We start from the raw sequence: 26249 nt of genomic DNA on the forward strand, positions 1-26249 counted from the left end.
AAGCAGCAAAATCTGTGCGGCCTCGACAATCTGAATGGAGAAGAGGAGTGACTTTTCCGCAGAATAGCACCAATTTATTCGCGTAAATCAACTAAAGCGGGACCTGCCTCACAAGGAAGCAGGTCCCGCAAAAGAACGACGCTAGGCACGCTCGAATCAGTGAAGATCCATGTCTTCTTGAACCGGGATATTAATCGTCGGCAGATCATGGACCGCGTGGCGAACAGCCTTCGACACGGCACCGGGAACTGCCTCATTAAAGACACCTGGAATGATGTAGTTCGGAGAGAGTTCATCTTCAGAGATCACGTCGGCAATTGCGTTTGCAGCAACGCGCAGCACCTCGGTCGTGATTTCCTTGACCTTCGCATCCAGCAGACCGCGGAACAAACCCGGGAAGGCCAGAACATTGTTGATCTGGTTCGGGTAGTCGCTACGGCCGGTTGCCACAATTGCTGCGTACTCTGCGGCAGCGATGGGATCAACCTCGGGAGTCGGGTTCGCAAGGGCGAAAACAATTGCACCGGGAGCCATCTTTGCAATGTCCGAAGGTTCCAAAATATTGCCGTGAGAGACGCCGATGAAGACGTCAGCATCAGCAATACCTTCCTTGAGGGAACCGTGAACCATGCGCGGGTTGGTGTTTTGAGCCAGCCATGCACGCGAGGGGTGCATGCCCTCGACGTCGTCTCCTGCCAGCGCACCCGTACGACCATAGCCAACGATGTCGCGCGCACCCTGTGCCAACAGAAGCTTGATGATCGCGGAACCCGCAGCACCCACACCGGAAACAACGATGCGAACATCCTCAATCTTCTTGTTCACCAGCTTGAGGGCATTGATCAGCGCGGCCAGAACCACGATTGCGGTGCCGTGCTGGTCATCGTGGAAGACGGGAATATCAAGTTCGGCACGAAGTCGCTCTTCGATTTCGAAGCAGCGAGGTGCGGAAATGTCTTCAAGGTTAATGCCGCCGTATGCGGGGGCAATCGCCTTCACGATAGAGATGATCTCTTCAGTGTCCTTCGTATCCAGGACAACCGGCCACGCATCAACGTCACCGAACTGCTTGAAGAGAACAGCCTTGCCTTCCATAACGGGAAGAGCGGCCTCGGGACCAATGTCGCCCAGGCCCAAAACAGCAGTGCCATCAGAAACAACCGCAACCGAGTTGGCCTTCATCGTCAGCAGGTGAGCCTTCTCGGGCATGTCATGGATTGCGGTGCACACGCGGGCAACACCCGGAGTGTATGCGCGGGAGAGATCGTCGCGGTTACGAAGCGGAACCTTAGGATGAACTTCAATCTTGCCGCCGACGTGAGCCATGAAGGTCTGGTCTGCAACAGAGGAGGTATGCACGCCTTCAAGACCATCCAGAATCTGGCGTACCTCACGACGATGGTCAGAATCACGCATGTCGCAGGTGAGGTCAATGACGATATGTCCACGATCAGAATCGGCGACGTCAAGGCCCTTGATCTGTGCGCCAGTAGAAGATACAGCATCCACAATCTGCGCGATCGAGAGAGTCGACTCATCGATCTCAAGGCGGTAGGACGCGGTGTATGACGGAGAAGTACGCATTGGTCACCTTTGCATTTCCGAATTTTACGGGGCGAGCCCACCGGGCTCTGACCTCATCGTAGCCGCGTAACTGCAGGGGTGCAGTATTGTCCCACATTACGCAAAATTGACGTTACAACAAGGCATTTGACGCACAGGAATAGTCCACCACTCCCCCAGCGTCCTTACATACGCCAGGGGCCCGGTCCTTCAGGACCGGGCCCCTGGCGTGAACTCAAAACGAGCTCAGGCGCCAACCATTTCCATAATGAGCTCGCGAACGCGCGCAGCATCGGCTTGACCGCGAGTGGCCTTCATGACGGCACCGACCAAAGCGCCGGCGGCTTGCACCTTGCCGCCCTTAATCTTCTCGACGACATCAGGGTTTGCATCCAGAGCTTCCTGGACTGCCGCGGTGAGCGCGCCTTCGTCGGAGACGACCTCGAGGCCACGCGCAGCGACCACCTGCTCGGGATCACCTTCGCCGGCAAGAACTCCTTCGAGGACTTGGCGAGCCAGCTTATCCGTCAGGCGACCACCATCAACCAGGGATTGAAGCTGGGCGATCTGAGCGGGAGTAACAGGCAGTTCCTCCAGAGGAAGCTGATTGTCCTTGGCGTAGCGCGCCAATTCGCCCATCCACCACTTTCGAGCAGCATTAGGATCGGTTCCCGCCACAACCGTCGCCTCGATGAGTTCAAGTGCGCCGGCGTTGATCACGTCGCGCATTTCCTTATCGGCAAAGCCCCACTGCTCACGCAAGCGGCGCCTCTTAGCAACGGGAAGCTCGGGAAGGCTTGCACGCAGGGATTCCACCCATTCCTCAGAGGGAACGACCGGGACAAGGTCCGGCTCAGGGAAGTAACGGTAATCTTCTGCATCGGACTTCTCACGACCCGAAGAAGTAGAACCGTCCTCTTCGTGGAAGTGACGGGTTTCCTGCAGAATACTTCCGCCCTCGCTCAGGATCTGAGCCTGACGCTGGATCTCATAGCGAACCGCGTTTGCAATCCCCCTGAAGGAGTTGACGTTCTTGGTTTCGGTGCGAGTTCCCAAAGGAGAAGTCGGAGTGGGGCGCAGTGAAACGTTGATGTCTGCTCGCACATTTCCGCGCTCCATACGCGCCTCAGACACTCCCAAAGTACGGAAGATATCACGCAGAGCCTGGACGTAAGCGGCAGCAACCTCGGGAGCCCGCTCGCCTGCGCCTTCGATGGGGCGCGTTACGATCTCAACCAAGGGAACGCCCGCACGGTTGTAGTCAACCAGCGAGTGGTCTGCGCCCTGAATTCGTCCGTCAGCGCCACCGATGTGGGTGTTCTTGCCGGCATCCTCTTCCATGTGTGCGCGCTCAATCTGAACGCGGAACATGGTTCCATCTTCCAGCTCGACGTCAACATAACCGTCATAAGCGATGGGCTCATCGGATTGTGAGGTCTGGAAAGCCTTCGTGAGGTCCGGGTAGAAGTAGTTCTTGCGCGCAAAGCGGCAGCTCTTCGCGATCGAGCAGTTCAGTGCCAGACCAATCTTGATGGCGTACTCCACTGCCTTGTGATTAACCACGGGCAGGGAGCCGGGCAGTCCCAAGGACACAGGCGTCACGTAGGTGTTCGGGTCCCCGCCAAAGGCATTGGGAGCAGAATCGAACATCTTTGTGGCGGTACCCAATTCGACGTGTACTTCGATTCCGAGAACCGGATCGAAGGAAGCTGTTGCTTCCTGGTAGTCCATCAGTTCACTCATCACTTTTCCTCCCACTGCGCTGCCGGGCAGTTGCCCGCAATATCGCCACTAAGCTGCTCAACCAAGCTTGCGACCTCGTACATCTTCAGGTCGTGGTGAGCCGGGGCGAGAATCTGGAATCCGACGGGAAGCCCCTCAGAGCTCACCGCATTGGGAACGTTCATTGCGGGGATTCCTGCAAGATTCGCCGGAATCGTCGCAATGTCGTTGAGGTACATCGCCATGGGATCATCCATCTTTTCCCCGAAACGGAAGGCCGTCGTGGGGCAGGTGGGAGATACCAAAACATCGACCTCATCGAAGACACGAGCAAAGTCGCGCTGGATGAGGGTTCGAACCTTCTGCGCATTTCCGTAGTAGGCGTCGAAGAAGCCCGCGGACAAAACATGAGTACCCAAAATAATGCGGCGCTTCACTTCGTCGCCGAAACCGGCCTCGCGGGTCGCTGCCATCACGCGTTCAGCAGTGACGGGGCCCTCGCTGGGCTCAACGCGGATGCCATAACGCATTCCGTCAAAACGTGCGAGGTTCGAGGAAACCTCAGCAGGCATGATCAAGTAGTAGGCGGCAAGCGCATATTCAAAACTCGGGCAGGAGACCTCGACAATTTCAGCACCTGCATCGCGCAGCTTCTCAACAGTTGCGTTGAACGCCGCGCTCACGTCTTCTTGGTAGCCCTCGCCGGAAAGCTCACGGACGACACCAACGCGAAGTCCCTCGATCTTTCCTGCGCGCGCGACGGACTCCACTCCCGCGCTCAGTGCGGGGACCGGCTCGTTGAGCGAAGTGGAATCGTGGGGATCGAAGCCACCGATGACCTCGGTCAGTGCGGCCGCGTCGGCCACAGTGCGGGTCACGGGACCAATCTGGTCCAGCGACGAGGCCATGGCGATCAATCCGTAACGTGACACTGCGCCGTACGTGGGTTTGGCGCCAACGGTTCCCGTGACCGCTCCGGGCTGGCGAATAGAACCACCGGTGTCAGAGCCAAGGGCGAGAGGCACCATGTAAGCGCCAACTGCTGCCGCAGAACCGCCGCCCGAGCCACCCGGGATGCGGTCCAAATCCCAAGGGTTACCCGTGCGACCGAAAGCAGAGTGTTCGGTCGAGGAACCCATCGCGAACTCATCCATGTTCGTCTTACCGACAATGGGCATCCCTGCCTGGTGCAGACGCTCCACAACGGTTGCGTCGTAGGGAGGCAACCAACCTTCAAGGATCTTCGATGCACAGGTCGTCGGCAGGCCTCGGGTCACCATATTGTCCTTAACGGCAATCGGAACGCCGGCCAGGCGCGGGAGCTCTTCACCCGCTGCTCGACGAGCATCGACCTCGGCTGCAGTCGCAAGTGCGCCTTCACGATCAACGTAGAGAAAAGCGTGGACCTTGGAATCGATCGCATCAATACGGTCGAGGCATGCTTGAGTGAGTTCAACCGAGGTGATCTCTCCGCTTCGCAGCAGCTCAGCAAGCTCGCATGCTGATTTCTTCAGCAAAGGATTCATCAGTCCTCCTCCAAAATCTGCGGAACCAAGAACATTCCGTCCTGCTGTGCGGGGGCCTGCGCCAGGACCTCATCGCGGTCCAACGTCGGACCAACTTCATCTTCCCGCCATACGTTCGACAACGGAATGGGGTGGGAAGTCGCGGGCACGTCCGGGGTAGCGACCTCGGAAACCTTTGCAACTGCCTCGGTAATAACATCAAGTTCACCAGCGATTCTGGTGATTTCTTCGGGTGTAAGTGCGATTCGAGCCAAGCCCGCGACGCGGGCGACCTCGTCAGTACTGATCCTTGCCATAAAAAGGATGATACCCGTATGGGCCGCGCCTCTCATACTGTGCCCAGCTCGGCGTAGTTTTGAGTACCCTTAAACTATGTCTCATCGCCGTCCGTCTTTTTCGTCGCAAACCATCAGGGCACTCAAGATCGCTGGCTTAACTGTGCTCGGAGCGCAGGCGGCAGCGCTTGTCGGAGTTCATATCGTCGACAAGCTCCGCAAAGAACGCGTCCCGCACGTCGCGGGTGGTTTCCCCACTTTCCCTCCTCTTGACACCCAGGTTGAGGGCACTGAGGTTCGCGCGTACACGGAGGGAACGTCCCTGTACGAGGACATGCTCGAGGCGATTACCTCGGCGAAAGACTACATTTTCTTTGAATCGTATATCTGGCGTGCGGATGCGTGGGGAAAACGCTTCAAATCGGCTTTGCTCAGCGCCGCGAAACGTGGTGTCGATGTCCATATCGTTTACGACGGTTTCGCCGTTCTCAATCAAGATCCCTTCTTCTACGTTTTCCCCAAGACACCGCATCTATATATTCGTCGTTTCCCCGAAATCCGTTCGGGAATGTTCACGATGAACCTGCGCAAAACCGGACGCGATCACCGAAAGATCCTCGTAGTTGACGACAAGGTCGCTTTCGTCGGCGGTTACAACATTGGCGATCCCTTCGCTCTGGAATGGCGTGACACTCATGTACGCGTCACGGGAGACGCCGTATCAGAGCTCAAATACGGCTTCATTGATTTCTGGAACCACTTCAAGCGGCACGGCCAGCCTTCGATTGCGCGCACCCGGGCTCCGCGTTGGGATTCCGAGGTCTCCCTCGCTTTCAATCAGCCTTCTCGTCTGCTTTACCCCGTCCGCGGCCTCTACATTGACGCAATCGATCGCGCGCGTTCGTCAATCCGTATTACCAGCGCCTATTTCATCCCCGATCGTGAGATTTTCGAGGCCTTGGTTCACGCTGCGCGGCGCGGGGTTCGCGTCCAGATTCTGATTCCCGAGTACTCTAACCACATTCTTGCCGACTGGGTTGCTCGCCCCTACCACGGTCCGCTTCTTAAAGAAGGCGTTGAAATCTGGCTCTACGAGGACGCCATGATCCATTCGAAGACCATGACGATCGATGGAGCATGGTCAACCGTTGGAACGGCAAATATTGACCGCTTGTCTCTCCAGGGAAACTACGAGGTCAATGTTCAATTCCGCTCGAATAAGTTCGCGCAGACAATGGACAAGATCTTCGAACTTGATCTGACGAATGCACGTCGTCTCTCTTTTGAGGAATGGGAGGAACGCTCACTGCTCACCAAAGTGCTGGAGCGTCTCCTGCATCCTTTTGAATTCCTCGTCTGAGAGTTTCTCCCTGCGGCGTCTAGTCGTCGAGCGCGGCAAGACCGTCGCTCAGAACCCGTTCGAAATAGCTTTCATCAACCACTGGAACCCCCAGGGACTCAGCTTTGGCAACCTTGGAACCCGATCCGGGTCCTGCAATCACCAGCGACGTCTTTTTGGATACTGATCCCGAGGCCCTACCTCCGCGGGCGACAATTGCTTCCTTTGCACCTTCTCGCGTGTATCCGGGCATTGAACCGGAAACGACAATGGTCAGCCCCTCGAGAACCTGCTCAACGTCATCGCGTTTCTCATCTTCCATGCGCACACCCGCCTGCGCCCATGCGCGGACAATATCTTGGTGCCAAGGAACCGCCAGCCAGTCAACGAGCGACTGAGCGATAACAGCGCCAACACCCTCAACTTCGGCAAGTTCTTCTACCGAGGCCTTGGCGAGCAAGTCCATTGAGGGGAAGGTGGCAGCAAGTGCCGCAGCAGCTGTGGGACCAACGTGACGAATTGACAGAGCGACCAGGATTCGCGCTAAGGGACGCTGTTTTGCCTGCTCAATTTGATCGAGCATCATCATCGTATTCTTTGACGGAACAGATGCTTTTCGCCCCACTGCTTTTGTCCAAAAGTAGCGCACTTGCATCCACTCCCCTGTCGATTCACCTTCCGAAGTGACAGGTTTCCAGACCATGACGTCACGAAGTTGTTCTGCGTCAAGATTGAACACCTGGCTCTCAGAAGAAAGAACCGGGGTTTGAGGGGCGGGAAGAAGGGCCTCAGCGTCAGCGATGAGCTCTGCATGAGTAAGGCGTTCTACTCCTGCAAGACGCAATTGCGTTCCGTCTTCAAGGAGCACCATGTCACCACCCGCGAGCGCAGCAGCCACCTCGTCGCGGTTGTTTTCCGGCTGGGTGAGGGCAAGCGCGGCCTCGTCGCCCAGCCCTTCTATATCCAAGGCCGAACGCGCACCCAAGTGTGCAATTCTCTCGGTAATTTGTGCTGGACAGCCCGCTTGGTTGGGACAACGCAAGTCCACATCGCCTTCTTTTTGCGGAGCGAGCGAAGTCCCACACGAAGGACACACCTCAGGCATCACGAAGGGATACTCACTCCCATCACGTGCAGCAACAACCGGAGCGACGATCTCAGGGATAACATCGCCGGCTTTACGCAAGACGACAAGGTCACCAATGAGAACGCCCTTGCGTTCGACTTCGCTTGCATTGTGCAAGGTCGCCCGAGAAACGTGTGATCCGGCAACAAGAATTCGCTCCATGACGCCGTAGGGGGTGACGCGTCCGGTGCGTCCGACTTGGACTCGGATATCAAGGAGGCGCGTGTTGACTTCTTCGGGAGGGAATTTATAGGCTGCGGCCCAGCGAGGAGTACGCGAGGTTGTGCCCAGGGAGGCCTGAATAGCGCGATCGTTAATTTTGACGACGACGCCATCGATTTCGTGTTCAAGAGAATGACGCTGCGCTCCTAGCTCAGCGATTCGCTGCTCGATCGCGGTGCGTCCGCGCAGAAGTTTGGTGTAAGGGGAAACAGGCATTCCCCATTCCTTCAGACAGGAGAACCATCCTGAAAGAGTCTCGGGCGCCTCGAAAGAAGTATCTCCAACCTCGACAGCTCCGATCCCGTGGGCAAGCATGGCAAGAGGGCGTTCAGCCGTCTTTCGTGGGTCTTTCTGACGCAAGGACCCGGCAGCAGCGTTGCGAGCATTGACGAAGGGAGGCTCGCCAGCGCGCACGCGTTCCGCGTTGAAGGCTTCAAAATCCTTTGTCGGGAAATAGACCTCCCCGCGAATCTCCACGCGCGAGGGAACGAGGCCACTGAGGCGATGCGGGATAGAAGAAATCGTCAGAACGTTCGCGGTGACATCTTCACCAACCCATCCGTCTCCACGAGTCGCAGCGCGCACCAGCACACCATTTTCGTAGAGCAGATTCACTGCAAGACCGTCGATCTTGACCTCGGTGAGCATGTCCAAGTCATCTCTGCCCGTGTCATTCGCCATGCGCAATTCCCACGCGGCAAGTTCTTCAAGGGAGAAAACATCGTCCAAACTCGTCATCTGCTGGAGGTGACGAACGGGGGCAAAAGCATCGGAGGCTGCTCCTCCCACACGCGTCGTCGGAGAGTCAGAGGAGCGGTACTGCGGATATTTCGCTTCAAATTCTTCGAGCTGACGGTAGAGCTGGTCATAGTCCGCATCCGAGAGCACCGGCGCATCGTGATCGTAATATGCGGCTCGAGCATCTTCGACGGCTGCAATGAGTTGACGGTAGTGATCTAAGACCTGACGTTCCTCTTCGCTCATAGACGCCATTGTGTCATTTCCCCGTTTCAAATGCGCGCGCCCACTTTCCACAGATCGGACGCGGTATCGGCGTTTTCCACAGAACAAGGGCAATTTGCGACAACACGCAGATCACCTGAGATGCTGCGATGAGAAGCAGAAGGGTCCTGGGAAAGAGAGTTGAGCGAGAGTGTCTGGTTCACAATTTGATTCTGAACAGCTTGCCTCTCTTCCAGAAGCTGCGTTGCGTGCCCCATGGCATCTTGCATGCATTCGCGGTCCCCACCAAGGCATCGTTGCCCTGCCAGGAAATACACCTCCTCAATTCCCAGCCGAGTGCGAAACTCTCAGCGATTCCTCACGCGGCCAAAGGATACGGCTCATACCTCGCGATGAATCGAGCCAGATTTCAGTGAAAACACGGCGATTAGGAATCTGGAGACGCGCCTGCCCCACCCACACCTATCGCGTCGGTCCAGCGCTGAAAGTTAGAGTGAAATTTCCACGCTCGAGAGACTTCTACGCGTATCGCGCTCGCCCGAGCCTCCTCTCTTTCCCTCGTGCTGCGCAGCGAAGAGGCTTCGTTCTTCCGGCGGGGTCTTTCATCGGGTTTCTTCCGATCGCCGTGTTCATGGGACTGCGTATAAGCGCGATGGGAGCGGGAAACGGGAGTTTTCTCATTCTTGCTGCGCTTCCTCTGGCCGTTATTCTGTTCTCCTTTGGGCTTCGGCATTTTCACCAAGGCTCTCAAGTGAAACGCCTCGACGCCGCAGCCGTGGCTTTAGTCCTTCGCGTATCCGCGGCCAGATCTTCTCGACCATTCGCTCTTTATCCCTCTTTAGTTGGACGTGGAAAACCCTGGCTTCTTGAGCCTTCAGATGCCCCCGAGGCCACTCCTTCTCAATCCGCAACAGGCAGGCTACATCCGTTTACAGAAGAGCCCTTATCGCACCACTATTACGCAGCACTCGGCTCGCAATCCCAGCTCATGGCCTTTTGGTTTGCGTCGCAAATCGCAACGCAAGCAGGAGGTGCTCATCTTCACTTCGCTGGCTCTCCACCCCTCATTCTTGGCACAGCGGGAGCCGACTCGGTGCACATTTTTCTCCACGGCCTCGGAGATGAATGGAAACCACAGGGGCAAGCGCATGACGCGGAAACTAAGCGCGTCAAGGAAGAAATTCACCTCGCGTGGGCATACAGCTACGCGCAGCTCCCCACCTGGTGCGAAGCCGTAATACCAGCAGACCAAACACCGGTTTCACTGGCATGGTGGCAGATGATCACACATGCCCGCTCGTGCGCGAGCATTCCCAACGACTGCGATTTCACAGAGCTCTCCTGGAATGGAATTGATGCGGATTACTCGCTGAGAACTCCTATTGGTCAGGACTCCGCCGGAGAAGTCAGCATCGATCTGGTGAGTGAAGGGCCACACGCGCTTATTGCAGGGACAACGGGAAGCGGAAAATCAGAAGCACTTCGCACGTGGCTTCTTGGTTTATGCGCTCGCTACTCACCGGCTCGCCTCCGTCTTGTTTTGGTTGACTATAAAGGAGGTTCGGCTCTTGCACCCTTAGCCCGCCTCCCTCACACCGAGGCGGTCCTCACTGATCTTGATCCCGGGCACTCCGCTCGCGCGCTACGTGGTTTAGCTTCTTGTTTGGCTCAGCGGGAGGCTGATTTCGCCCAAGTACAGGTCAAAGATCTCCAGCAGTGGTACGAGCACTATCGACAGGGCAAAGCGCCGCTTCCTCCTCCCCGGATCCTGATCGTTGTCGATGAGTTTCGTGTACTTGCAGACCTTCATCCCACGACTCTGGAGATATTCTCTCGCCTTGCTTCCCAAGGTCGTTCCTTGGGACTCCATCTCCTTTATGCAACCCAGCACCCCAGTGGCGCAGTCAATACGACAATGCGTGCCAACACCGAGCTGCGAATCGCTTTACGAACCATTACCGAGGCCGAATCACTGGACATTATCGGTAGTGGTGCTGCAGCACGTATTCCACGAATTCCCGGACGCGCATTCATTGGATCCGGCCACGAAGTGCAATTTGCGTACTGCCACGATGTTGAGGACGTCATTGGGGAAATCAGGGATCGCAGCTTCGCGGATGAGTGCGGGAATTTGACGAGGCAGCGCACTCCCCTGTGGTGCCCCTCGCTTCCCTCACACATTCCCTCTGCTCAGTTGAAGGACATGAATATAGCTGGGTGTGAAGGTGTCGTTCTTGGGCTGCGAGATGGAATCGATACGGGCACGCATAGTCCACTTGTGTGGAAACACGGAAATATTTTGCTCAGTGGCGTGGGAAGTTCTCGCCTCAAGCTTGGACGCATTGCACGTTCATGCGCCTTTGCACTCAGTGATGCGCTTGGATTGCCCGTATATGCAATGTCCTTGGAAGCGGAAAGCGCTGGAACGCAACCAAGCGGACCGGGAAGCAAGTCTTATCCATTCCTCATCCGAAATGTCCTTGATTGCGGCGTTTTCTGCGAAGCAATCACGGACTACTCCCCTTGCGTTCTATGGATTGAGAACATCGACAACGTTCTTCACTCGATGGAAGAGTGCTTCGGAGTTTTACGTGCTCATCAGATGTGGGGGCAATTCACGCGCACTTGCGATGGAACTGAGGTCATTTTGGTAGCAAGCGAGGGTTCAGGGACTTTTGCCCATCGCTCGCGCTACGGTTCTTTCGAACACAATTGGTACGACATTCCTTCTCGCGACATTGCTTCCAATTCTGGGCTTATCGGGCAGGCTCAACTAACAAATCAACCAGGGCATCTGTGGAATTCTGTCCAAGAGACAATGATGGCTCTGCCTGTGGAGCACTCTCGCCCCAAATTAGTGATGGATCTACGTTCATGGGAGACGATGCTGCATCGCAGCCTCGAAATTTCCGGAGCGACTACGATAGGCACACCTCTAAGGCCAGACTCAAGCATGATGACGAGGAGAGGGCATGACTCTCCATATATTCATAGTTTCCCTAAGACACCGTTGACTGAGAAAACGGCGCTTGCATCTCGCACAAAAATCGACGTTGACATGCATATTTCGGGCATTGAAATTCGTTATGGATCGCTCTTAAAACGATTTCTATTTTCAGAGCGCAAATGCATATTAATCGGAGAGGAGAATTCTATTCTCGCAAGCGTTCTGAGGGAAATAAATCCAAGTTGCTCTATTGATTACTTTGAGCAAACATGCTGGTTAAAGGCACTGAGCACGCCTCACGATTTATTGTTCTTCCCAAATCCTTCCGGCGATGCACTGCGCTTCATCGCCCAAAGCTGCCAGGATTTTCCCAGTTCTTTATATGCGCATTCTTGGAATTCTTATTCGGGGGTAATTATTCATCGTGGCGCCACTAGGCGTTTCGTCCTGAGTTTTAAATAGAGTGATCCCTTGCACATCCATTCTGCCATTTAATCGTCTCGTAACTCTTGATATACAACTTTGAATCCCCGAAACTAAAGACTGTTGTTTTTGTTCGGCGCGGGCATTCAATGCCCGCGCTTACGCTCTTAAAGGAGTACCCATAATGGATTGGCGGAGTAAAGCCGCGTGCCTCAGCGTTGACCCAGAGCTCTTCTTCCCTATTGGGAATACGGGACCAGCCATCGCACAGGCGGCCGAAGCCAAGGCAGTGTGTCGCGAGTGTGAAGTTCAAGCGATCTGCCTGCAGTGGGCCCTAGAGAACAATCAGGATTCCGGAGTGTGGGGCGGAATGAGTGAAGAAGAGCGTCGCTCCCTCAAGCGCCGCGCGGCTCGCGCACGTCGCATGTCCTGATCTTTGCCTACATCAATGGGTGGTGGCGAAAACTCAAGTTTTCGCCACCACCCATTTGTATTGCCTTGCGGGCGCTTATTGAAGAAGAATTCCCTGCCCCTACGAGTCGCAGCGTCGCGATACCCGGCGCACGGCCAGCCCCATTCCAGCTAAGAGGAGACCCATCGCCGCAAGCGAGTTACTGACTACCCCGGTTCGTGCCACACGAGGTTTCTTCGGTTCTTCCCCCTTCACGCTTTGATCGCGCGAATTGATATCTCGATGAAAAGCGACTCTTTCATTTCCTTGATAGAAATCTTCAAAGACAACAAGTTGTTTTCCTCGAAGCTGTTCTCCCTGCGTATGGAAGACAACCTCAGCGCACCCCTTTGAGGAGTCAGCACGAAACTCCGTGCGCGCGCTGACCAGTCCGTGTTCGTCTGACAAGGGCACTCCGCTCTGACGATCAACAAGGGTTGCGTTGAGGGCGTATTCACGCCCGGCCTCGACGCCTTCGTAGCACACGCTATCGACGATGCTCACTGGGCCGCTGCCCGCAACGATCTGGTCTGAATCCGCGCCGTCGCGCGCATGCGTCGAGATCGCAATCGGCCGGCCTTCCTTGCGCGTGTACTGTTCATTCGGGTCATCAACCGGAGAGCGATACGCCGCTACCCTACTGTCCCCATCAAACTCGGTAGTAAACACGTAGGTTCCCACTCGCTCTGGCTGCACGCGGAAGGCGAGGTCGCCTAGCGAAGGGAAGTAGCCGTTTCGCGCTGGAATCTCAACGCTTCCGATTTCCTCTGCTCTATCGCGATTCTCTTCTGCGACCTCAAGTCCTTGAGGGAAGAAGAGAAGACGGTGGCGCATTCGTGGTGCATCCGCCCCGAAAGGCTCTCGCCCCGCCCAACCTGGATGAGACTGCGGAAAACCGCTCACCCACAGGTCATCGATGAGATACGTTCCCCCACGGGTTTCTTTGACCTGAGCTGCAGAGTAGATCTGAACTTTCCATGGAGTAACGCTGGTTTCCGTTGATAAGGCAAGCTGGTCCGACCAGTCTGAATGGATCAACGGAGCGTACTGACCTTGATGATCCTTTCGCACTTTCCACACCCAAGAAACGAAACCGGGCTTATGCACCGATTCAGGAACATCGATTGTTACAGTTTGTGTTCCTTCCCCAGCGAAAACCGCTGAAGCATACCCGATAACCGGAGCGTCTTGCGGGATCAAACGTCCATCAACTGGCGACGGCGGAGGCTCTTCTCCTAAGTCATAGGCGATTCCATCAAAAGTTACGGGAATAGGCCCGTGCTCGTCATGAAGCCAACTTCCGTCCCCATAGTTCGGGTCTGCAAAAGCAGTGATCGTGTCAGCAAGATGGTGACCGGTAATACTCGATTCTTCGACCTTCGAGCGGAGCATCGGTTGAAAATCCATGAGGACTTTCCACTCTCCCCCCTTAAGACGCTTTTCTTCCTTGTCACCCTCGGGCCTATTCCCGTACGAGGCCGTGTCTTGCGTTGCGGCGCGAACACCGTAGCGCGTGAGCGTCGTTCGAACGGGGTTGACGTATGTCCCTTCCCATTTCACGCTTCCGTTTCCTGTTGCTTCCCACTCCAGGCTCACTCCGGTCTCTTTTGTGGTCCCTTCCCATTGCGATGTTCCCGTCGATGTGAAGCGCGCAGGCCCAATGAGCATCAATTTCAGTTTGAGGCCCGGGATCCACTCCCCTTTCTCATTCTTCACACCCAGGTCTTTGAGCAAACCATTGCGAGGCGTGCGTGACTCGACGCTTCCGTTCTCATAGGTCGTCACAGCTGCCTTTTGTGCCTGACGCACGTAGTCTTTTGCCTTCTCGTAGACCTGAGGGAGTTGCTCGCGAACACGATCGACCAGTGTGTTGACTGAATCCTGAGTGTTCTTCCCCGCTTGATCACCCTCAAAATTTGCGTGGATGAGGAAGGAAAGTGCTGCACGGTTGTCTGGGTGGCGGTCTCCTTGATAGCGATCAAGGAGCCACGCCATTTGTGCAGTGGAGAGGTCAATTTCGTCTGGCCCCCAGCGTTTTGATTCTCCGAGGTCGCTGATTGAGGCGGTGTCTTGAGGTTTCGGATTTGCTCGCCACATGTGCGTGCACCAGACGGGGTAGCGAGTTTCAACGTTGTGAGGCGCCGTGTACGCCCCCAGCCAAAATCCGCCGACTGATTGCGCTCCGACGCCTTTGACGTAGAGACCGTTGCCCTCGAATAGCACATGTGCTGGTTGCGGGCTCATTGCGAGTGCACTCACCGTTGTGACCCCCACCATATAGACGAGGAGCCGCGTCATTTTTCCAAGCCCCAACCTTCTTGCAGCAGGCGTATATCCTTGCCTCCCGATCATGGTTCTTCCTTTCACAGTTTCCGGAGAATTCTTCTCCGCTTGAAGCGAGAGTAAGAGCGGGAACGAGAAGAAGGGTTTGAGGGCGCCTATTCTGTGGATAACTCGCGATTCCCTCGACGCTGTGGATAACTTTTGTGCTCAGACAACAGTCAGTGCTTGGAACGGGAAGTGCCCTCGAAAGAGGGCAGGACGAACGGGAAGGTGCCCGCGCTGGGGCAGCGCGGGCACCTGAGTTTCACCGATTGCGGCGGCAGCCGCTGGTTTTAGCGATGCGACCAGAAACGAATGACTGTTTGAGGCTGGTTGGGATCCTGGAAGGAACGAGCCATCTCGCCTTGGTAGCTGTAGTCATCGAAGAAGCGAGTGGAAGATATGGGCAGGTACTGAGGATTATCGGCAAGGGTGAAGTTGTAGACCTTCTTGTTGCCTTCCCACGAGAATTCCATACCATCATCGATCTGGACACCATCAGCCTTGGGGATCCAGTAACGATGGGTCTTGCCGTCAACCGGATTCACCCGATCTCCGTCCCACCAGTGGAGGCTGTAGTTCGCGTCTTCAGGGATACCGCGGTCAACCTTGCCATTGACTCGAGCGTAGTTCACTACCAGATGCTGAGGCTCGTAACCATCCCAGTCTCTGCGCGGGTTGTCACCAATGCTCATGCCGCGAAGCTTCTTCTCTTTGTCAGTGAAGGCGAAGTCCGAACGAATGTCCTCTGCAAAAGGTCGCACGATGATGTTGTCGTAAAGATCAACGCCAGCAATGCGGCCGAACATCTCCTGGAAGTCAATCGCACCACGGGAGCCGCCATAGTAGTCATCTTGAGTGCCACTACGAACAATCTTGTTACGCTGAATGCTGGCCCTCTTGTTCAAGGTCAAGTTCCAATCGAAGTTGTGGCCACCAAACACCGTATTGAGACGGATACCTGCGCCTTCAAAATTCCCCGTGATGAGGTTGTTCTCTGCTTTTTGCCCGGATCCACCAAAGAAACCGATTCCACCTGCGCGCCATCCGAGCTCGATCGTGTTGTGCGTGAACTCAATATTGTCGGTGTGACGAGCATTCGATACGTATTGAACGGGATCGCCCGGCTTTGACTCTGCGTGGCTTGACCAGGAGGCAAGACCATCATCGCCGTTTCCACGAACATTGGAATTGCGAACGGCCGAATCCCGGCTGCCCTGCGAATAGTTCAGGCCATCAGCAAAGTTATTGCGAATACGGGAGTGATCGACCAGCATATTTTCGGTGTACTGCATGTCTATTTGATTGACATAGTCACCCATCCAGAAGCCACACTCGAAGTGTTCGATCCACAGGTTCACAAACTGTGAATTCTTGGTGACGCCTTGGAATCCCTTATAGTTTGCCCCTTCGTCGTAACGGGACTTGAGATTAGTCGACATGTAGAAGTCACGGAACTGCAGGTCATGGCTGGTATGTTCAAGAACAATTCCACCACTGGCCTTGTTCGGGTTACGGAAGAAGAGATTCGAGTACCAGATACCTGCACCTTGGATCATCAGCTGGTGGTTATCATCCGGAGAATGCCGAACCACAAGCTGGCTGTCAAACTCGAAGGTTCCACGCGGAATGTACAGGGTCTTCTTCTCATCCGATGCGCGCTTAAGGGCTGCGAGGAAAGCTTCGGAGTCATCCTTTCCGTCATTGGCCCATGCGTGAACCGGACGAGTCTGGAATTCTCCCGGTTTCACTTCTTCCGTAACCGTCAAGTCATCATCGGTAATGCTCACCGAATTATCGGGGCGCGGAATCTCAGGAAGGGCCTGTTCAAGTTCAATAAAGTCAATGCCATAGGTATAACCTTCACTCCCCGTTCGAACGACACTGACCGTGTCTCCCGGGTTTACTTGGCGATTGAGCAGAGTATGGACCTCATCAAATTGGAAGCGCGCATGTATTGGCCCTTGGTCTGCCAACTTGTCTTTCTTTTCGTCAAAGACCTTGCTCTTTTGAACATACTGATACGCAGTTTCTGACGAGAGATTAAAAGTAGCGGCCTTTTCTCCGTTAATACGAATATCAACGCTTCCAGCTCTGTGGTCAGGAAGAGTGAATCGAAGATCAATTGCATTCCCGGGAACTTCAGCAGTGAAGCTCACGGAAGATCCCTTGCCTTCGAGTTCAACGTAGGACTGTTCTCCGGCTTCAATCGCCGTCGAGTCGAGCATTTTGTCAACAGTCAGGCTCTCGTCGAGCGAGACGACGTGTGCGCGGTCAAGTCGGCCCCGCTCGGCCTCGTAACGCGTGTAGGGAAAAGAGGCACCATAGGTCGTGTCGCCATCGGCAGCGATGGCGGTATGGGTGGTGCTCAGGGAGGGAAGGAGCACGATTGCCGCAGCGGCGCCGACGCTTCCCACGAGGTATCTGCGTTTCATAGCGGAGGATCTTCCTTGTCAGTACGTGAGATAGGCCAGACCCACAATGTTTTCGCTGATCGGAAGGGAGTGGCCTATTGATCCTCAACACTAAAAACTCAAGGTGTGAACATAAATAAAAGATTCTTTAACGAAGCTATTCATCAGCTACAAGATTTCTGCGACTATTCTTGTAGCTTTCTTATACATTTTGATGCGCATCGCGAGCGGTTTTATTTCGCACACACATGCGCATCAAAGCGCAGGATTCCAAGGCTCATAAGCCTTATAAAATGAGAGCTTCACACGCTCTTGCTATATGTTCTGTTGGATTTTATTACCACTATTGCGCATTGATCGAAAATTTTCTGAAAGAAGGCGCAATGGATTTCTTTTCCCGAGGCCGTGGGGGCGCCGCTGGGGGCGTATTGGGGGCGAAAACACTCACATTCACTCTTTCTAGCCACTCTTACACTCAAGCGATATTCCCACAAAAGCCTTGATAACAAAGGAAAACCTCGGGATTCCATAGGAATCCCGAGGCATAAGTGGAGCTCAGGGGGCACATGTCGAACTCGTCCAGACTCGCGATCACCTTTTGTTGGTGGCCATGGCAGCGTGAGGAGCGCTCATTTCCGCTCATACACGAGCAGAACCAGAAAGCCCCGTGTAAATGTGGTTAAATCACTGGATTCGCGATAAAATAAAAGTGCCCCGCATGGAGCCCACGCGGGGAGGCGCAGCCGCCGATCTCGCCTGAGCGAGATGAGGACCGGACGTGAGGGACCTTATCGGGGAGATGTACCCCGGAGACATCAGGACGGGTCTCACCTGATGCAAGTGGTGGGCAACGATGCCACCACTCTGTGAGGTTCAAAATGGCTGCGATTGCCAAAACTGCCCTACCTCAGCTGTATTCGCTGAGAACACTGTCTGAAGCCGGATACGGCTCAATTGCTACGCTCCGCCGCGCTATTCGCGAGGGACGTCTAGATGCCGTCCGCGTCGGAGGCCGTCTGAAAGTCACTGCCGAGGCTCTTGCCCGATACATCGGCGAGCCCATCTCCACCGGAGGTGAGGCACGATGAGCACTCAAAGAAATCGCCCCGGAACCGCTGAGGGCACCGAGGCAACTGTTGTTCGTGAAAGTCAGTCTACTGCAAACTCTCCCGTGAGGCACTACCCGAACGTTCCGCCGATCAACCAGCTCATCTCCGACGAGGTGGAGCTCTTCTTCAGGGCCGATCAGACGAGGTACACGCCCGAGCAGGTGGAGTCGAAGCTGCTTCACGCCATCAACACGCGGATCCTCACCAAGAACGCCCAGGGCGGCCTCAAGGGGGCGCTGGCCTATCGCTCGCTCAAGGTCCTCCCACCGTTCGTCATCGCCGCGTGCGTCCTGGAGCGGGACCACTCTCATCTGGGTCTGATCGGTGAATCGCGCGAAACGGCGAGGCTCTATACGTACAGCGAGCAAGGCCCGGACGAGGGGTTGTACGTCCCCGCCGAGTTCCTCATTCGACAGGCGGCAGTCGCGTACAACGTCAGCGCGACTAGCCGTGATCTCGACGAGGTGCTGCGTCGTCTGGAGGACTCGGTGCCGATGCTGGAGCCCTCGGAGGACGGTGATGCCGTGGCTCTGGCAAACGGGATCTTTGATCTGCGGACGAAGGAACTCGCGCAGCTAAGCGAGCGCCGGGGTGCGCCTACAGGCGACTCTCGGCCTCAGCAAGCTCGACGTAGCGCGCGAGCTCCTCGTCCAGATCGTCCACATCATCCGTCCCGTCGGACGGAGCCTCAGCCTCTGCGTCTGATTCCTCCTGCCCGTAGCGTTCCAACAGGAGGCGCTCTCGGTAGAGGTTGTCCGCTGTCACCCCGATGGTACGGATGAGGGACACGTTGAGGGCCATGCCGACGATGATGCCGATAATCGGCAGGATCTGCGCCATCTTCATGCCGACGAGACGCGTTCCCAGGGCCGCGAACAAGGAGTTCACGGATGCGGTCAGCGCGTTGGTCCCGACGCTCTCCATCGATCCGCGTTTGGTGAGCTTGCGCACCACCTTGTTAAACACACGCATCGAGGTCGCCTTCTCGACGGCATGGTCATCAGCCTTGCTTCGCGGGGCGATCGCCTGGGATAAAACCATCGTGGAGAACAGCTTTTCCGCTGGATCCTCCGTGTCATACCCGTAGTACGCAGCCGTGTGCGACACGAGGCGCGCAGAGGAGGCCAAGAACGTCGCGATATCGAGGCCGATTGCCCCCATGATCACGCCGATACCGGGTGCCGAAGCGATGCCCAGGCCAAGGAGAGCCGCAACCGCCCCTCCCGTCGCGAATATGCTGCTCACCGCTCCTTCCGTCGCGGTAACGACGGCATATCCCACCTTCAGGTGGGGCCTGACCAATTGGATCTCTGCCAGGTTCAGGTTTCGGATGTCTTCGAGACACTCCACGTCGTTGCCTGCCCTGCGATACGCCTTCACGATTCGTTCGCGTCGAACCGATGATTCGGCGGCTGATGTCGCCTTCTCGACGAGCCCCAGGACAGCCGATGAGATCCAGCCGGCAACCGCAGCGACGCCGGGCATCTTGCCCGCGAGGCCAACCACTTTTTTCAAAGGGGTGAGCACGTACGAACGGATGCGCTGAGTGATGACGCGAGGACTGCGAGGGTTGACCTGAGCGGCCTTCCATTCCTGGATCGCATCCCACTGCGCACGATCGTCGTCGGTCATGCGCTGCCGAATATCGTCGCGTGCGTTGTTCTCTTCCACCGGCTGATCTGTCATACCCCAAGCCTACCCGGCCAAGATAAAGCGGCCCACACCACAGAGCGAGCGGGATTGCCGCTCTCCTACGGGCGACTCTCGGCCTCCGCGATCTCCACGTAGCGCGCGATGTCTGCGCTCAGCTCCTGGCTGTCGGCAGACCTCGCCAGGTCCGTCGAGGCGCCATCGGAGGTCTCCACGCGACCGTAGCGTTCGGCGAGGAAGCGCTCGCGGTACAGGTGATCGGCGGTCTCGCCGATGGTGCGCATGAGGGCGGCATTGAGCCCGGCGCTCACGACGACTCCCGCGACAGGGACGATCTGCGCGAGCTTGCGAGACGCCAGACGTACGCCCATTGCGCTGAAGAGGGAGTTCATCGCGCTCACGACCACGTTGCCGCCGAGGCCGTCGAGCGAACCGCGCCGGGCAAGGCCACGCATCACCTTGTTGAAGGCCAGCATCGTCGTCTGCTTTTCGACGACGAAATCGTGGCCGCTGCCCGTCGGGTCGATCGCCTGCGAGAGCACCATCGTGGAGAAGAGTCGCTCCGTGGGGTCCTCCGAGTCGTAGCCGTAGTAAGCGGCCGTGTGTGCAACGAGGCGCGTCGCAGCGGCCAGGAAGGTCGTGATATCGACGGCGATAGCCGAGGCCGTGACCCCCACTCCCGGGGCAGAGGCCACCATTGACACACCCGAGACCCGCGACCAGCTCTTCGAGTACTTCGTGGATAAGGTATTCATCGGGCGCGAGCAGATCATCATCGCGTCCTATTTCCATGACAGCGCAGCGCCCATCGAGTTCGAGGAGCTAGAAGAAGCGCTCACCAGCGGACACAGAGCGGGGGAGGTGCGAACCTACGCTCGAAAGCGAGAGTTCGACACTTCCCCCTCAGGTGGAGATGGGGGGAATCGAACCCCCGTCCAACAGCCGACCCCGAGGTCTTCTCCGAGCGCAGTCTGCGAGTTATTTCTCAGCCCCTGGCATCATGCAGACCTGCTACCAGATAGGCTCAGTTGATTGAGTGTCGGAGCCGTCCTACCAACACGAACGGCACCCAGTGGCTTCCTAGACGACGCCAGACACCGGACCGGAAGCAGCTTCCGGGCTGACGGACTAAAGGTTCACGCGGCAATCAGGCGGCGAGAACGTAGTCGGTGCGATTCTGTTCGGCACCTATTTGTTTGCACACATCGTTAACGAGTAGAGCATGCCTCCTCGGCTCGCTTCCCCTCGATCGACGACCGCTGTCGAAACCGATCATCCCCTATTGAGTTCTTCACTCACCGGCGCCCAGCCACCACAGCAGCAGCACAAACACCGGACTTGAAATCATACGTCCCCGCAGCAGACCTGGCAAGAGAAACCCAAGGACGCCCTACATGAGCTTTGTGGACTCCAACTTCTCAACCAAGAGTCGGTTGTTCTTGATGAGGAAGGGACGAAGCCCCAATCCCAATACTGCCGCAAACAGGGCAAAGGCACCCAGCAACAGCATTGCATCAAGGTACTCACTACCCGAATACCCCGCGATCGAAGCACGCAGCGCCGTGATCCCATGCGTTGCCGGAAGATACGGTGAAATCGACCGGAAGAAACTCGGCAGAATATCCAGAGGGAACGCGCCACCGGAAGCCGAAATCTGGAGCACCAAAAACAGCACGCCCAGTGCCTTTCCCGCGTTCCCGAATGTCGCAATGAAGGTATAGAGCAGGAATGAGAACACGAAAGCCATGAACCATCCCGCACACATAAACTCCCACGGGTGAGCGTGCTGAACTTTCAGGAAGAACAGCTCACCCAGGCACAAAATCGTCGCCTGAATAAGCGCGATCAGCCCAAAAATGAGGTAGCGTCCAAGGAAACCTTCCCACAGCTTCACCTCGCGGCCCTTGAAATAGAGCGCAGTCGGATGTGTCTCTTCAAGCCCGTCGGCAACGTTCTCGGCAGTGACATCACTGCGCAGAGCAACAATCATCAGCACCGAGCCTACCCACAGTGCCAAAGCAGTGTACAAAGGCGCCATCTGCGAGCCAAAGTTCTCCACCGGATACACCGGGATCGTCTCAATCCCCACAGGTGCAGCCAGCGCAATTGCGAGCGCTTGGGGATCCGAACCGATGATCGTTCGAACCTGGGCAAGATTCCCACCGTTGAGTGCGTCAGTGAGCTTCGTGTGGATTGTCGCCAGTTTTTCCGAGGCCTCGCGAAGGTTGGTCCCGACATTGCTGAAGGTGGATTGAAGTTTCGTCAGTCCCTCACGCACTCCCGTTGAGCCGTCACCGACTTGAGAGCTCGCTGCGGAAAGCTGATTGCGAAGCGAAGCCATCGATGAGGTCGCAGAATTCATCGTCTGAGAAAGCTGTTCCAGCTGAGGGCGCAGCGTCGATTCGACATCAGACTTGAGGGTCCCCACGGCCGTTTTCGCCTCTTCGATGAGGCTCTTCACGTCTTGATGATTCGCGGCTGCCGCTGCCCCGTTCTTTTCCAGATCATCCGCCGCCGCATTGATCGCACTTTGAAGCGCATTCAGGCGATCAGCAGAAGCTTGCAGACGATTCAGCACGTCTTGAGAAATGGGAGAACCCGGGAGCTGTGAAAGAGTCTCTTTCACGTGAAGATACTGGGTCGCCTGATTCCCCACGGCCTCGGCCTGAGAACGCAAGGTTTGCACGGCCGAAGTCACGGTGCTCCCACCTCGGGAATACACATCATCAATCGACGAAGCCAGGGCGTCCAAGGAACTAGCCGACGCACTCACCGCCGAGGAAAGAGCAGAAGCGGCCTGCGAGGCGCCAGAAGAAATTTGCGTAATCGATGAGGAAGCAGTGTTTCCTGCGTTAGAGAGCGGGTCCTTCGCCTGCGCGGCATGAGTGAGCATCGTCTGCGTGGAATCCACAAGCTGAATGGACGAGCCAATAAGCCCCGCATAGGCATCGGCGCTCGCCGCCGCATTCGCGAGACGTGTCGAGGTCGTCTCCAGACGCGAATTGAGCGCCTGAATCCCGCGCACGTTACTTGGGTCCGATAGAGAGTCAGAAAGCGATGAGGCAGTATCGACAGCGATCTCGGCCAAAGTCTGAGCAAAAGCCTGGTTGATCTGCGCGGAAACATGCTCCGCTCCCTGCCCGGCAATCTTCGGGCTCAAACCATTCTTCTTCTCGTTGATGTAGTAGGTCAGCGGGGTGCTGTGCGCATCCGAAGAGAAGAAGGTCATCATCTCGCGCGAGAAATCCTGAGGAATCACGACCGCCGCGTAGTACTCACCGGAGCGAGTCTTCTCAACTGCCTGCGCTTCACTATCAACAACCCAGTCGAAATCCTCATTCGCGCGCAACGCGGCAACAACCTGATCACCAATATTGATCTTCAAGGGCACCAGATCCGACTTGTACCCCTCGTCGCTATTGGCAATCGCAATCCGAAGATTCTTCGTATTCGCGAAAGGATCCCACGAGGCCGCAATGTTGAACCACGCGAAAATCGACGGGAGAACAACCAGCCCCAAGACAACGACCATGGAGATGATCGAGCGGTGAGCGCGATGGAGATCAGCCCGGAAAATTCGCCACACGGCTTTCACTTCTCGCTCCCTTCTTCCGTAATTTCCTCATTGCCGAGGCGGTGCTTCCCCAGTTGCGCAGCGGAAGCCTTCACTCCATGGAGCCTGCGACGCAGCAAGGAGCGCACATCAGAATCATCCATCGAGGTGAGCAACTGCTGACGAGCCAAAGACTCACGAATGTATTCCAGAGCAATGAGGAAAGTAATAATCACAAGAATCCAGACGATCCACAGCCCCAGAAGAAGGGGGACCTCCGCAACACTCGCAACAGAAAGAACTGCAAGGATCGCAGGAATCACGATTCCCAGAATTAGAGCCCCGCGGCGCATCTTCGGATAACGCCGCTCGAAATTACGCGCACGACGGGTTACCGAACGCGAATACCCATCGTGATCGGCAAGGACTGCGACGATCTGGGATAGACGGTAACGCGAGGAAGGAAGGTGCGTGGCCTCGGCAAGGAACAATCCTGAACGAGACAGATCTCGACTGACCATCGCATTGAGGTTGACCAAGAAGGGACGAACCAACAGGCCCAAAGCAAAAGCTATAAGAACGTGAATTCCCAAAACTCCAAGCGATCTCAGGTAGGCGTTACCGTAGAAGCCACCGACGGTCTCACGCATCGCATTGATCCCATAGGTGAAGGGGAAAAGCGGATGGAGGAAACGGAAGAAGGAAGGCATCATCTCGATGGGATACAAACCCGCCGCTCCAGGGATCTGAAGAATCACGATAATGACGCACAGGCCCTTACCGATATGTTGGAAACAGGTCGCCAGCATGTAGATCACGGAAAGGAACACCAAAGAAACAAGGACAGCAGTACCTACAAAGGCAAACTTGGAGACCGTTTGGACACCGATAATCAGATCGCCGATGGAAACAACCAGAGCTTGCCCAATCGCGAATAGAGCCAAGAGCATCCAACGAGACATGTACTTTTGCGCCGAGGTCATGGAACCGACGCCCTCTTCATCGACCTCAAGCTTGAGAATGATCACGAGCGCGAAAGCACCGATCCAAAGGGAAAGGTTTGTGAAGAGCGGTGCCATCGCTGAACCATATGTGGCAACCGGGAAAACAGTCTGGGTTGTAATCGATGTCGGAGCAGCCATGAATTCTGCGATTTTCTCAGGATTGAGATTCATCGAGCCCGCCAGTGACTGAATCGCGTTGGAGGAAGAAATCAGCTGGATATCTCCCTTGGCGCTATCCAGATCAGACTTGAGAGAGGCAATATTCGCCGTAGACTGCGCAAGCGTTGTTTTCGTTGAATCAAGCAAGGTATCAAGCTGATCAAGAAGGCCCGAAATCTGCTCGCGTTGCCCTTGAAGAACGCCGATCGCGGAGCGAAGATCAGCTGAGGCAGAGGACATCTGATCCAAGGCGCTGGAAATGACCGGGAGCTGATTCGTCACGCCTGAGCGCGCCTGCGTGGCCGCATCGCTCAAGGACTGGCTGGCGGAATTCAGTGAGTTGAGGGCCTGAGCGATCGACGTTGAGGTCGAAGAGAGGTTCCCATTGAGTGCCGATAGATTCGACAATGTCTGCCCGACTTGTGCATTTTGCGTGCTCAAGTCCTGTAGTGCCTGCGAGGCCGTGGGCAGATTCGCTATCCCCAGGCTTTGCAAGTCGCGAAGGATATCAGCGTTGGCTTGGTTAATAGATTGCCCCTCGGTGAGCACGCCTCCAATTGTCGTCGTTGCACCTTGCACGCCTCCGTTGAGAGTTCCACCTGCACTCGATGCTTTAGCCACGGCTGCGGAGGCATGCGTCGAAAGCCCGTCCAGAGAAGTCGACATATTCACGGTGAACTGCGAGAGACTGGAGCGGGTATCGAAGACAAGTTGATCGGCTTGGGACAAGGCCTCGTTGAGATCGCTTAGCGCTGAGTCGGCGCTCGTCATTGAGCTTCGCGCACCACTGACCTTTTCCTTCGCCGAATCGAGCTTCTCCCCCATTGCGTTAAGGGATTCCTCAGCCTGCCCCAATTGCTCGCTTGCGGTCTTCACTTTCTCGCTGATGTCCGAGCGCCCGTTTTGGAGGACTTCAGAAATAGATTTGCCCGTGGAGGTGATCTTCTCTGAGAGAGTCTGCGCAACAGTTGAGACAAAAGCCGAGTTGATCTGTTGATCTAAAGAAGATGCTCCTGCTCCTGTGATCTTCGGGGCAACAGCATTGTTCTTCTCATTGACGTAGTACTGGACATCGGGCTTGGTATAGGTGCCGTCAACAATGCCCGTGAGACGCGTGGAGAAATCGGAAGGAATGATGAAAGCGGCATAGGATTCCCCGCGTTCAACTTCTTTCTTTGCCTGCTCTGCTGAGACGAAATGCCATCCGAGTTGATCGTTCTCGCGTAGCTTCGACTCCAGCATTGTGCCCACGTTGACAAAACCGATCGCGTCTTTCGTCGCACCCTGATCTTCATTGGCAACTGCGACGCGGATCTTCCCTGTATTCGAATAGGGATCCCAAAAACCGACGATGTTAAACCAGGCATACAGTGCCGGTACGAAGAGGAGACCGATGATGACAATCCAAGCGGCGGGCACGGTCACCATACGCCGAATATCCCGCTTAAGCGATCGCACAACGGGCCTCATAAACGCTCCTC

Annotated in this window: 16 protein-coding genes and 1 other RNA gene; 4 read left to right on the plus strand and 13 right to left on the minus strand. The window is 56.0% G+C overall.

The window, feature by feature from the left end:
• Window positions 1-156: 156 nt before the first annotated feature.
• From BQ8011_RS08045 to gatC, 4 genes are all read right to left on the minus strand, one after another.
• Window positions 157-1584: an NAD-dependent malic enzyme gene (locus BQ8011_RS08045; RefSeq protein WP_072456186.1), complete on the minus strand. Its 1428-nt coding sequence runs from the start codon at window positions 1582-1584 to the stop codon at window positions 157-159.
• A 225-nt stretch (window positions 1585-1809) separates the two neighbouring features.
• Complete coding sequence (gatB, locus tag BQ8011_RS08050; RefSeq protein WP_072456188.1) at window positions 1810-3306, minus strand: Asp-tRNA(Asn)/Glu-tRNA(Gln) amidotransferase subunit GatB; 1497 nt, start codon at window positions 3304-3306, stop codon at window positions 1810-1812.
• On the minus strand, window positions 3306-4811 hold the full coding sequence (gatA, locus tag BQ8011_RS08055; RefSeq protein WP_072456190.1) for an Asp-tRNA(Asn)/Glu-tRNA(Gln) amidotransferase subunit GatA: 1506 nt from the start codon (window positions 4809-4811) through the stop codon (window positions 3306-3308). The genes gatB and gatA overlap by 1 nt, the downstream gene beginning before the upstream one ends.
• Entirely contained in the window at window positions 4811-5107 is a 297-nt protein-coding gene (gatC, locus tag BQ8011_RS08060; RefSeq protein ID WP_034501718.1) for an Asp-tRNA(Asn)/Glu-tRNA(Gln) amidotransferase subunit GatC, read from the minus strand. Before gatC ends, gatA begins: the two co-directional genes overlap by 1 nt.
• A 76-nt stretch (window positions 5108-5183) precedes the next feature.
• Between gatC and BQ8011_RS08065 the strand changes: the two genes are divergently transcribed.
• Window positions 5184-6446, plus strand: coding sequence for a phospholipase D-like domain-containing protein (locus BQ8011_RS08065; protein ID WP_072456192.1), 1263 nt, complete (start codon window positions 5184-5186; stop codon window positions 6444-6446).
• A 19-nt stretch (window positions 6447-6465) separates the two neighbouring features.
• On the opposite strand, the gene ligA is transcribed toward BQ8011_RS08065, so the two are convergent.
• Both ligA and BQ8011_RS08870 read right to left on the minus strand, forming a co-directional pair.
• Entirely contained in the window at window positions 6466-8757 is a 2292-nt protein-coding gene (ligA, locus tag BQ8011_RS08070) for an NAD-dependent DNA ligase LigA (protein ID WP_407639766.1), read from the minus strand.
• Window positions 8758-8783: 26 nt separating this feature from the next.
• Entirely contained in the window at window positions 8784-8939 is a 156-nt protein-coding gene (locus BQ8011_RS08870) for a hypothetical protein (protein WP_157884994.1), read from the minus strand.
• An 890-nt stretch (window positions 8940-9829) separates the two neighbouring features.
• Here BQ8011_RS08870 and BQ8011_RS08075 point away from each other — a divergent pair.
• Window positions 9830-12145 carry an FtsK/SpoIIIE domain-containing protein gene (locus BQ8011_RS08075; protein ID WP_231945302.1) on the plus strand — a complete coding sequence of 772 codons (2316 nt, stop codon included), beginning with the start codon at window positions 9830-9832 and terminating at the stop codon, window positions 12143-12145.
• Between the two features lie 145 nt (window positions 12146-12290).
• Window positions 12291-12539: a WhiB family transcriptional regulator gene (locus BQ8011_RS08080; protein WP_034501725.1), complete on the plus strand. Its 249-nt coding sequence runs from the start codon at window positions 12291-12293 to the stop codon at window positions 12537-12539.
• Between the two features lie 99 nt (window positions 12540-12638).
• Here the strand turns inward: BQ8011_RS08080 and BQ8011_RS08085 are convergent, their stop codons facing one another.
• Window positions 12639-14801, minus strand: a complete 2163-nt coding sequence (locus tag BQ8011_RS08085; protein ID WP_234952156.1) for a VaFE repeat-containing surface-anchored protein — start codon at window positions 14799-14801, stop codon at window positions 12639-12641.
• Between the two features lie 371 nt (window positions 14802-15172).
• The gene (locus tag BQ8011_RS08090) at window positions 15173-17314 is read right to left on the minus strand and encodes a carbohydrate-binding protein (RefSeq protein ID WP_072456200.1); all 2142 of its coding nucleotides are present in this window, start codon (window positions 17312-17314) and stop codon (window positions 15173-15175) included.
• An 857-nt stretch (window positions 17315-18171) separates the two neighbouring features.
• Here BQ8011_RS08090 and BQ8011_RS08095 point away from each other — a divergent pair.
• A complete protein-coding gene (locus BQ8011_RS08095; protein WP_034501729.1) occupies window positions 18172-18381 on the plus strand; it encodes a MerR family transcriptional regulator in 210 nt (69 codons plus the stop codon).
• A 618-nt stretch (window positions 18382-18999) separates the two neighbouring features.
• On the opposite strand, the gene BQ8011_RS08100 is transcribed toward BQ8011_RS08095, so the two are convergent.
• From BQ8011_RS08100 to BQ8011_RS08120, 5 genes are all read right to left on the minus strand, one after another.
• Window positions 19000-20088 carry an EcsC family protein gene (locus tag BQ8011_RS08100; protein WP_034501732.1) on the minus strand — a complete coding sequence of 363 codons (1089 nt, stop codon included), beginning with the start codon at window positions 20086-20088 and terminating at the stop codon, window positions 19000-19002.
• A gap of 65 nt (window positions 20089-20153) precedes the next feature.
• Window positions 20154-20825: an EcsC family protein gene (locus BQ8011_RS08105; protein WP_234952157.1), complete on the minus strand. Its 672-nt coding sequence runs from the start codon at window positions 20823-20825 to the stop codon at window positions 20154-20156.
• 132 nt (window positions 20826-20957) lie between these two features.
• Window positions 20958-21332: a transfer-messenger RNA gene (gene ssrA / locus BQ8011_RS08110) on the minus strand.
• A gap of 110 nt (window positions 21333-21442) precedes the next feature.
• The gene (locus tag BQ8011_RS08115) at window positions 21443-23647 is read right to left on the minus strand and encodes a YhgE/Pip domain-containing protein (protein WP_072456202.1); all 2205 of its coding nucleotides are present in this window, start codon (window positions 23645-23647) and stop codon (window positions 21443-21445) included.
• Complete coding sequence (locus BQ8011_RS08120; RefSeq protein ID WP_072456204.1) at window positions 23644-26238, minus strand: YhgE/Pip domain-containing protein; 2595 nt, start codon at window positions 26236-26238, stop codon at window positions 23644-23646. The genes BQ8011_RS08115 and BQ8011_RS08120 overlap by 4 nt, the downstream gene beginning before the upstream one ends.
• Window positions 26239-26249: the final 11 nt, after the last annotated feature.

It is taken from the genome of Actinomyces marseillensis (genome assembly GCF_900155605.1).
Taxonomy (GTDB): domain Bacteria; phylum Actinomycetota; class Actinomycetes; order Actinomycetales; family Actinomycetaceae; genus Pauljensenia; species Pauljensenia marseillensis.

Excerpts from the sequence above, each read along its gene's own strand:
- gatB (WP_072456188.1), bottom strand. The coding sequence starts at position 3,306 with ATGAGTGAACTGATGGACTACCAGGAAGCAACAGCTTCCTTCGATCCG.
- BQ8011_RS08105 (WP_234952157.1), bottom strand. The coding sequence starts at position 20,825 with ATGATCTGCTCGCGCCCGATGAATACCTTATCCACGAAGTACTCGAAG.
- BQ8011_RS08065 (WP_072456192.1), top strand. The coding sequence starts at position 5,184 with ATGTCTCATCGCCGTCCGTCTTTTTCGTCGCAAACCATCAGGGCACTC.
- BQ8011_RS08090 (WP_072456200.1), bottom strand. The coding sequence starts at position 17,314 with ATGAAACGCAGATACCTCGTGGGAAGCGTCGGCGCCGCTGCGGCAATC.
- gatA (WP_072456190.1), bottom strand. The coding sequence starts at position 4,811 with ATGAATCCTTTGCTGAAGAAATCAGCATGCGAGCTTGCTGAGCTGCTG.
- ligA (WP_407639766.1), bottom strand. The coding sequence starts at position 8,757 with ATGAGCGAAGAGGAACGTCAGGTCTTAGATCACTACCGTCAACTCATT.
- BQ8011_RS08120 (WP_072456204.1), bottom strand. The coding sequence starts at position 26,238 with ATGAGGCCCGTTGTGCGATCGCTTAAGCGGGATATTCGGCGTATGGTG.
- BQ8011_RS08045 (WP_072456186.1), bottom strand. The coding sequence starts at position 1,584 with ATGCGTACTTCTCCGTCATACACCGCGTCCTACCGCCTTGAGATCGAT.
- BQ8011_RS08080 (WP_034501725.1), top strand. The coding sequence starts at position 12,291 with ATGGATTGGCGGAGTAAAGCCGCGTGCCTCAGCGTTGACCCAGAGCTC.
- BQ8011_RS08095 (WP_034501729.1), top strand. The coding sequence starts at position 18,172 with ATGGCTGCGATTGCCAAAACTGCCCTACCTCAGCTGTATTCGCTGAGA.
- gatC (WP_034501718.1), bottom strand. The coding sequence starts at position 5,107 with ATGGCAAGGATCAGTACTGACGAGGTCGCCCGCGTCGCGGGCTTGGCT.
- BQ8011_RS08085 (WP_234952156.1), bottom strand. The coding sequence starts at position 14,801 with ATGAGCCCGCAACCAGCACATGTGCTATTCGAGGGCAACGGTCTCTAC.
- BQ8011_RS08100 (WP_034501732.1), bottom strand. The coding sequence starts at position 20,088 with ATGACAGATCAGCCGGTGGAAGAGAACAACGCACGCGACGATATTCGG.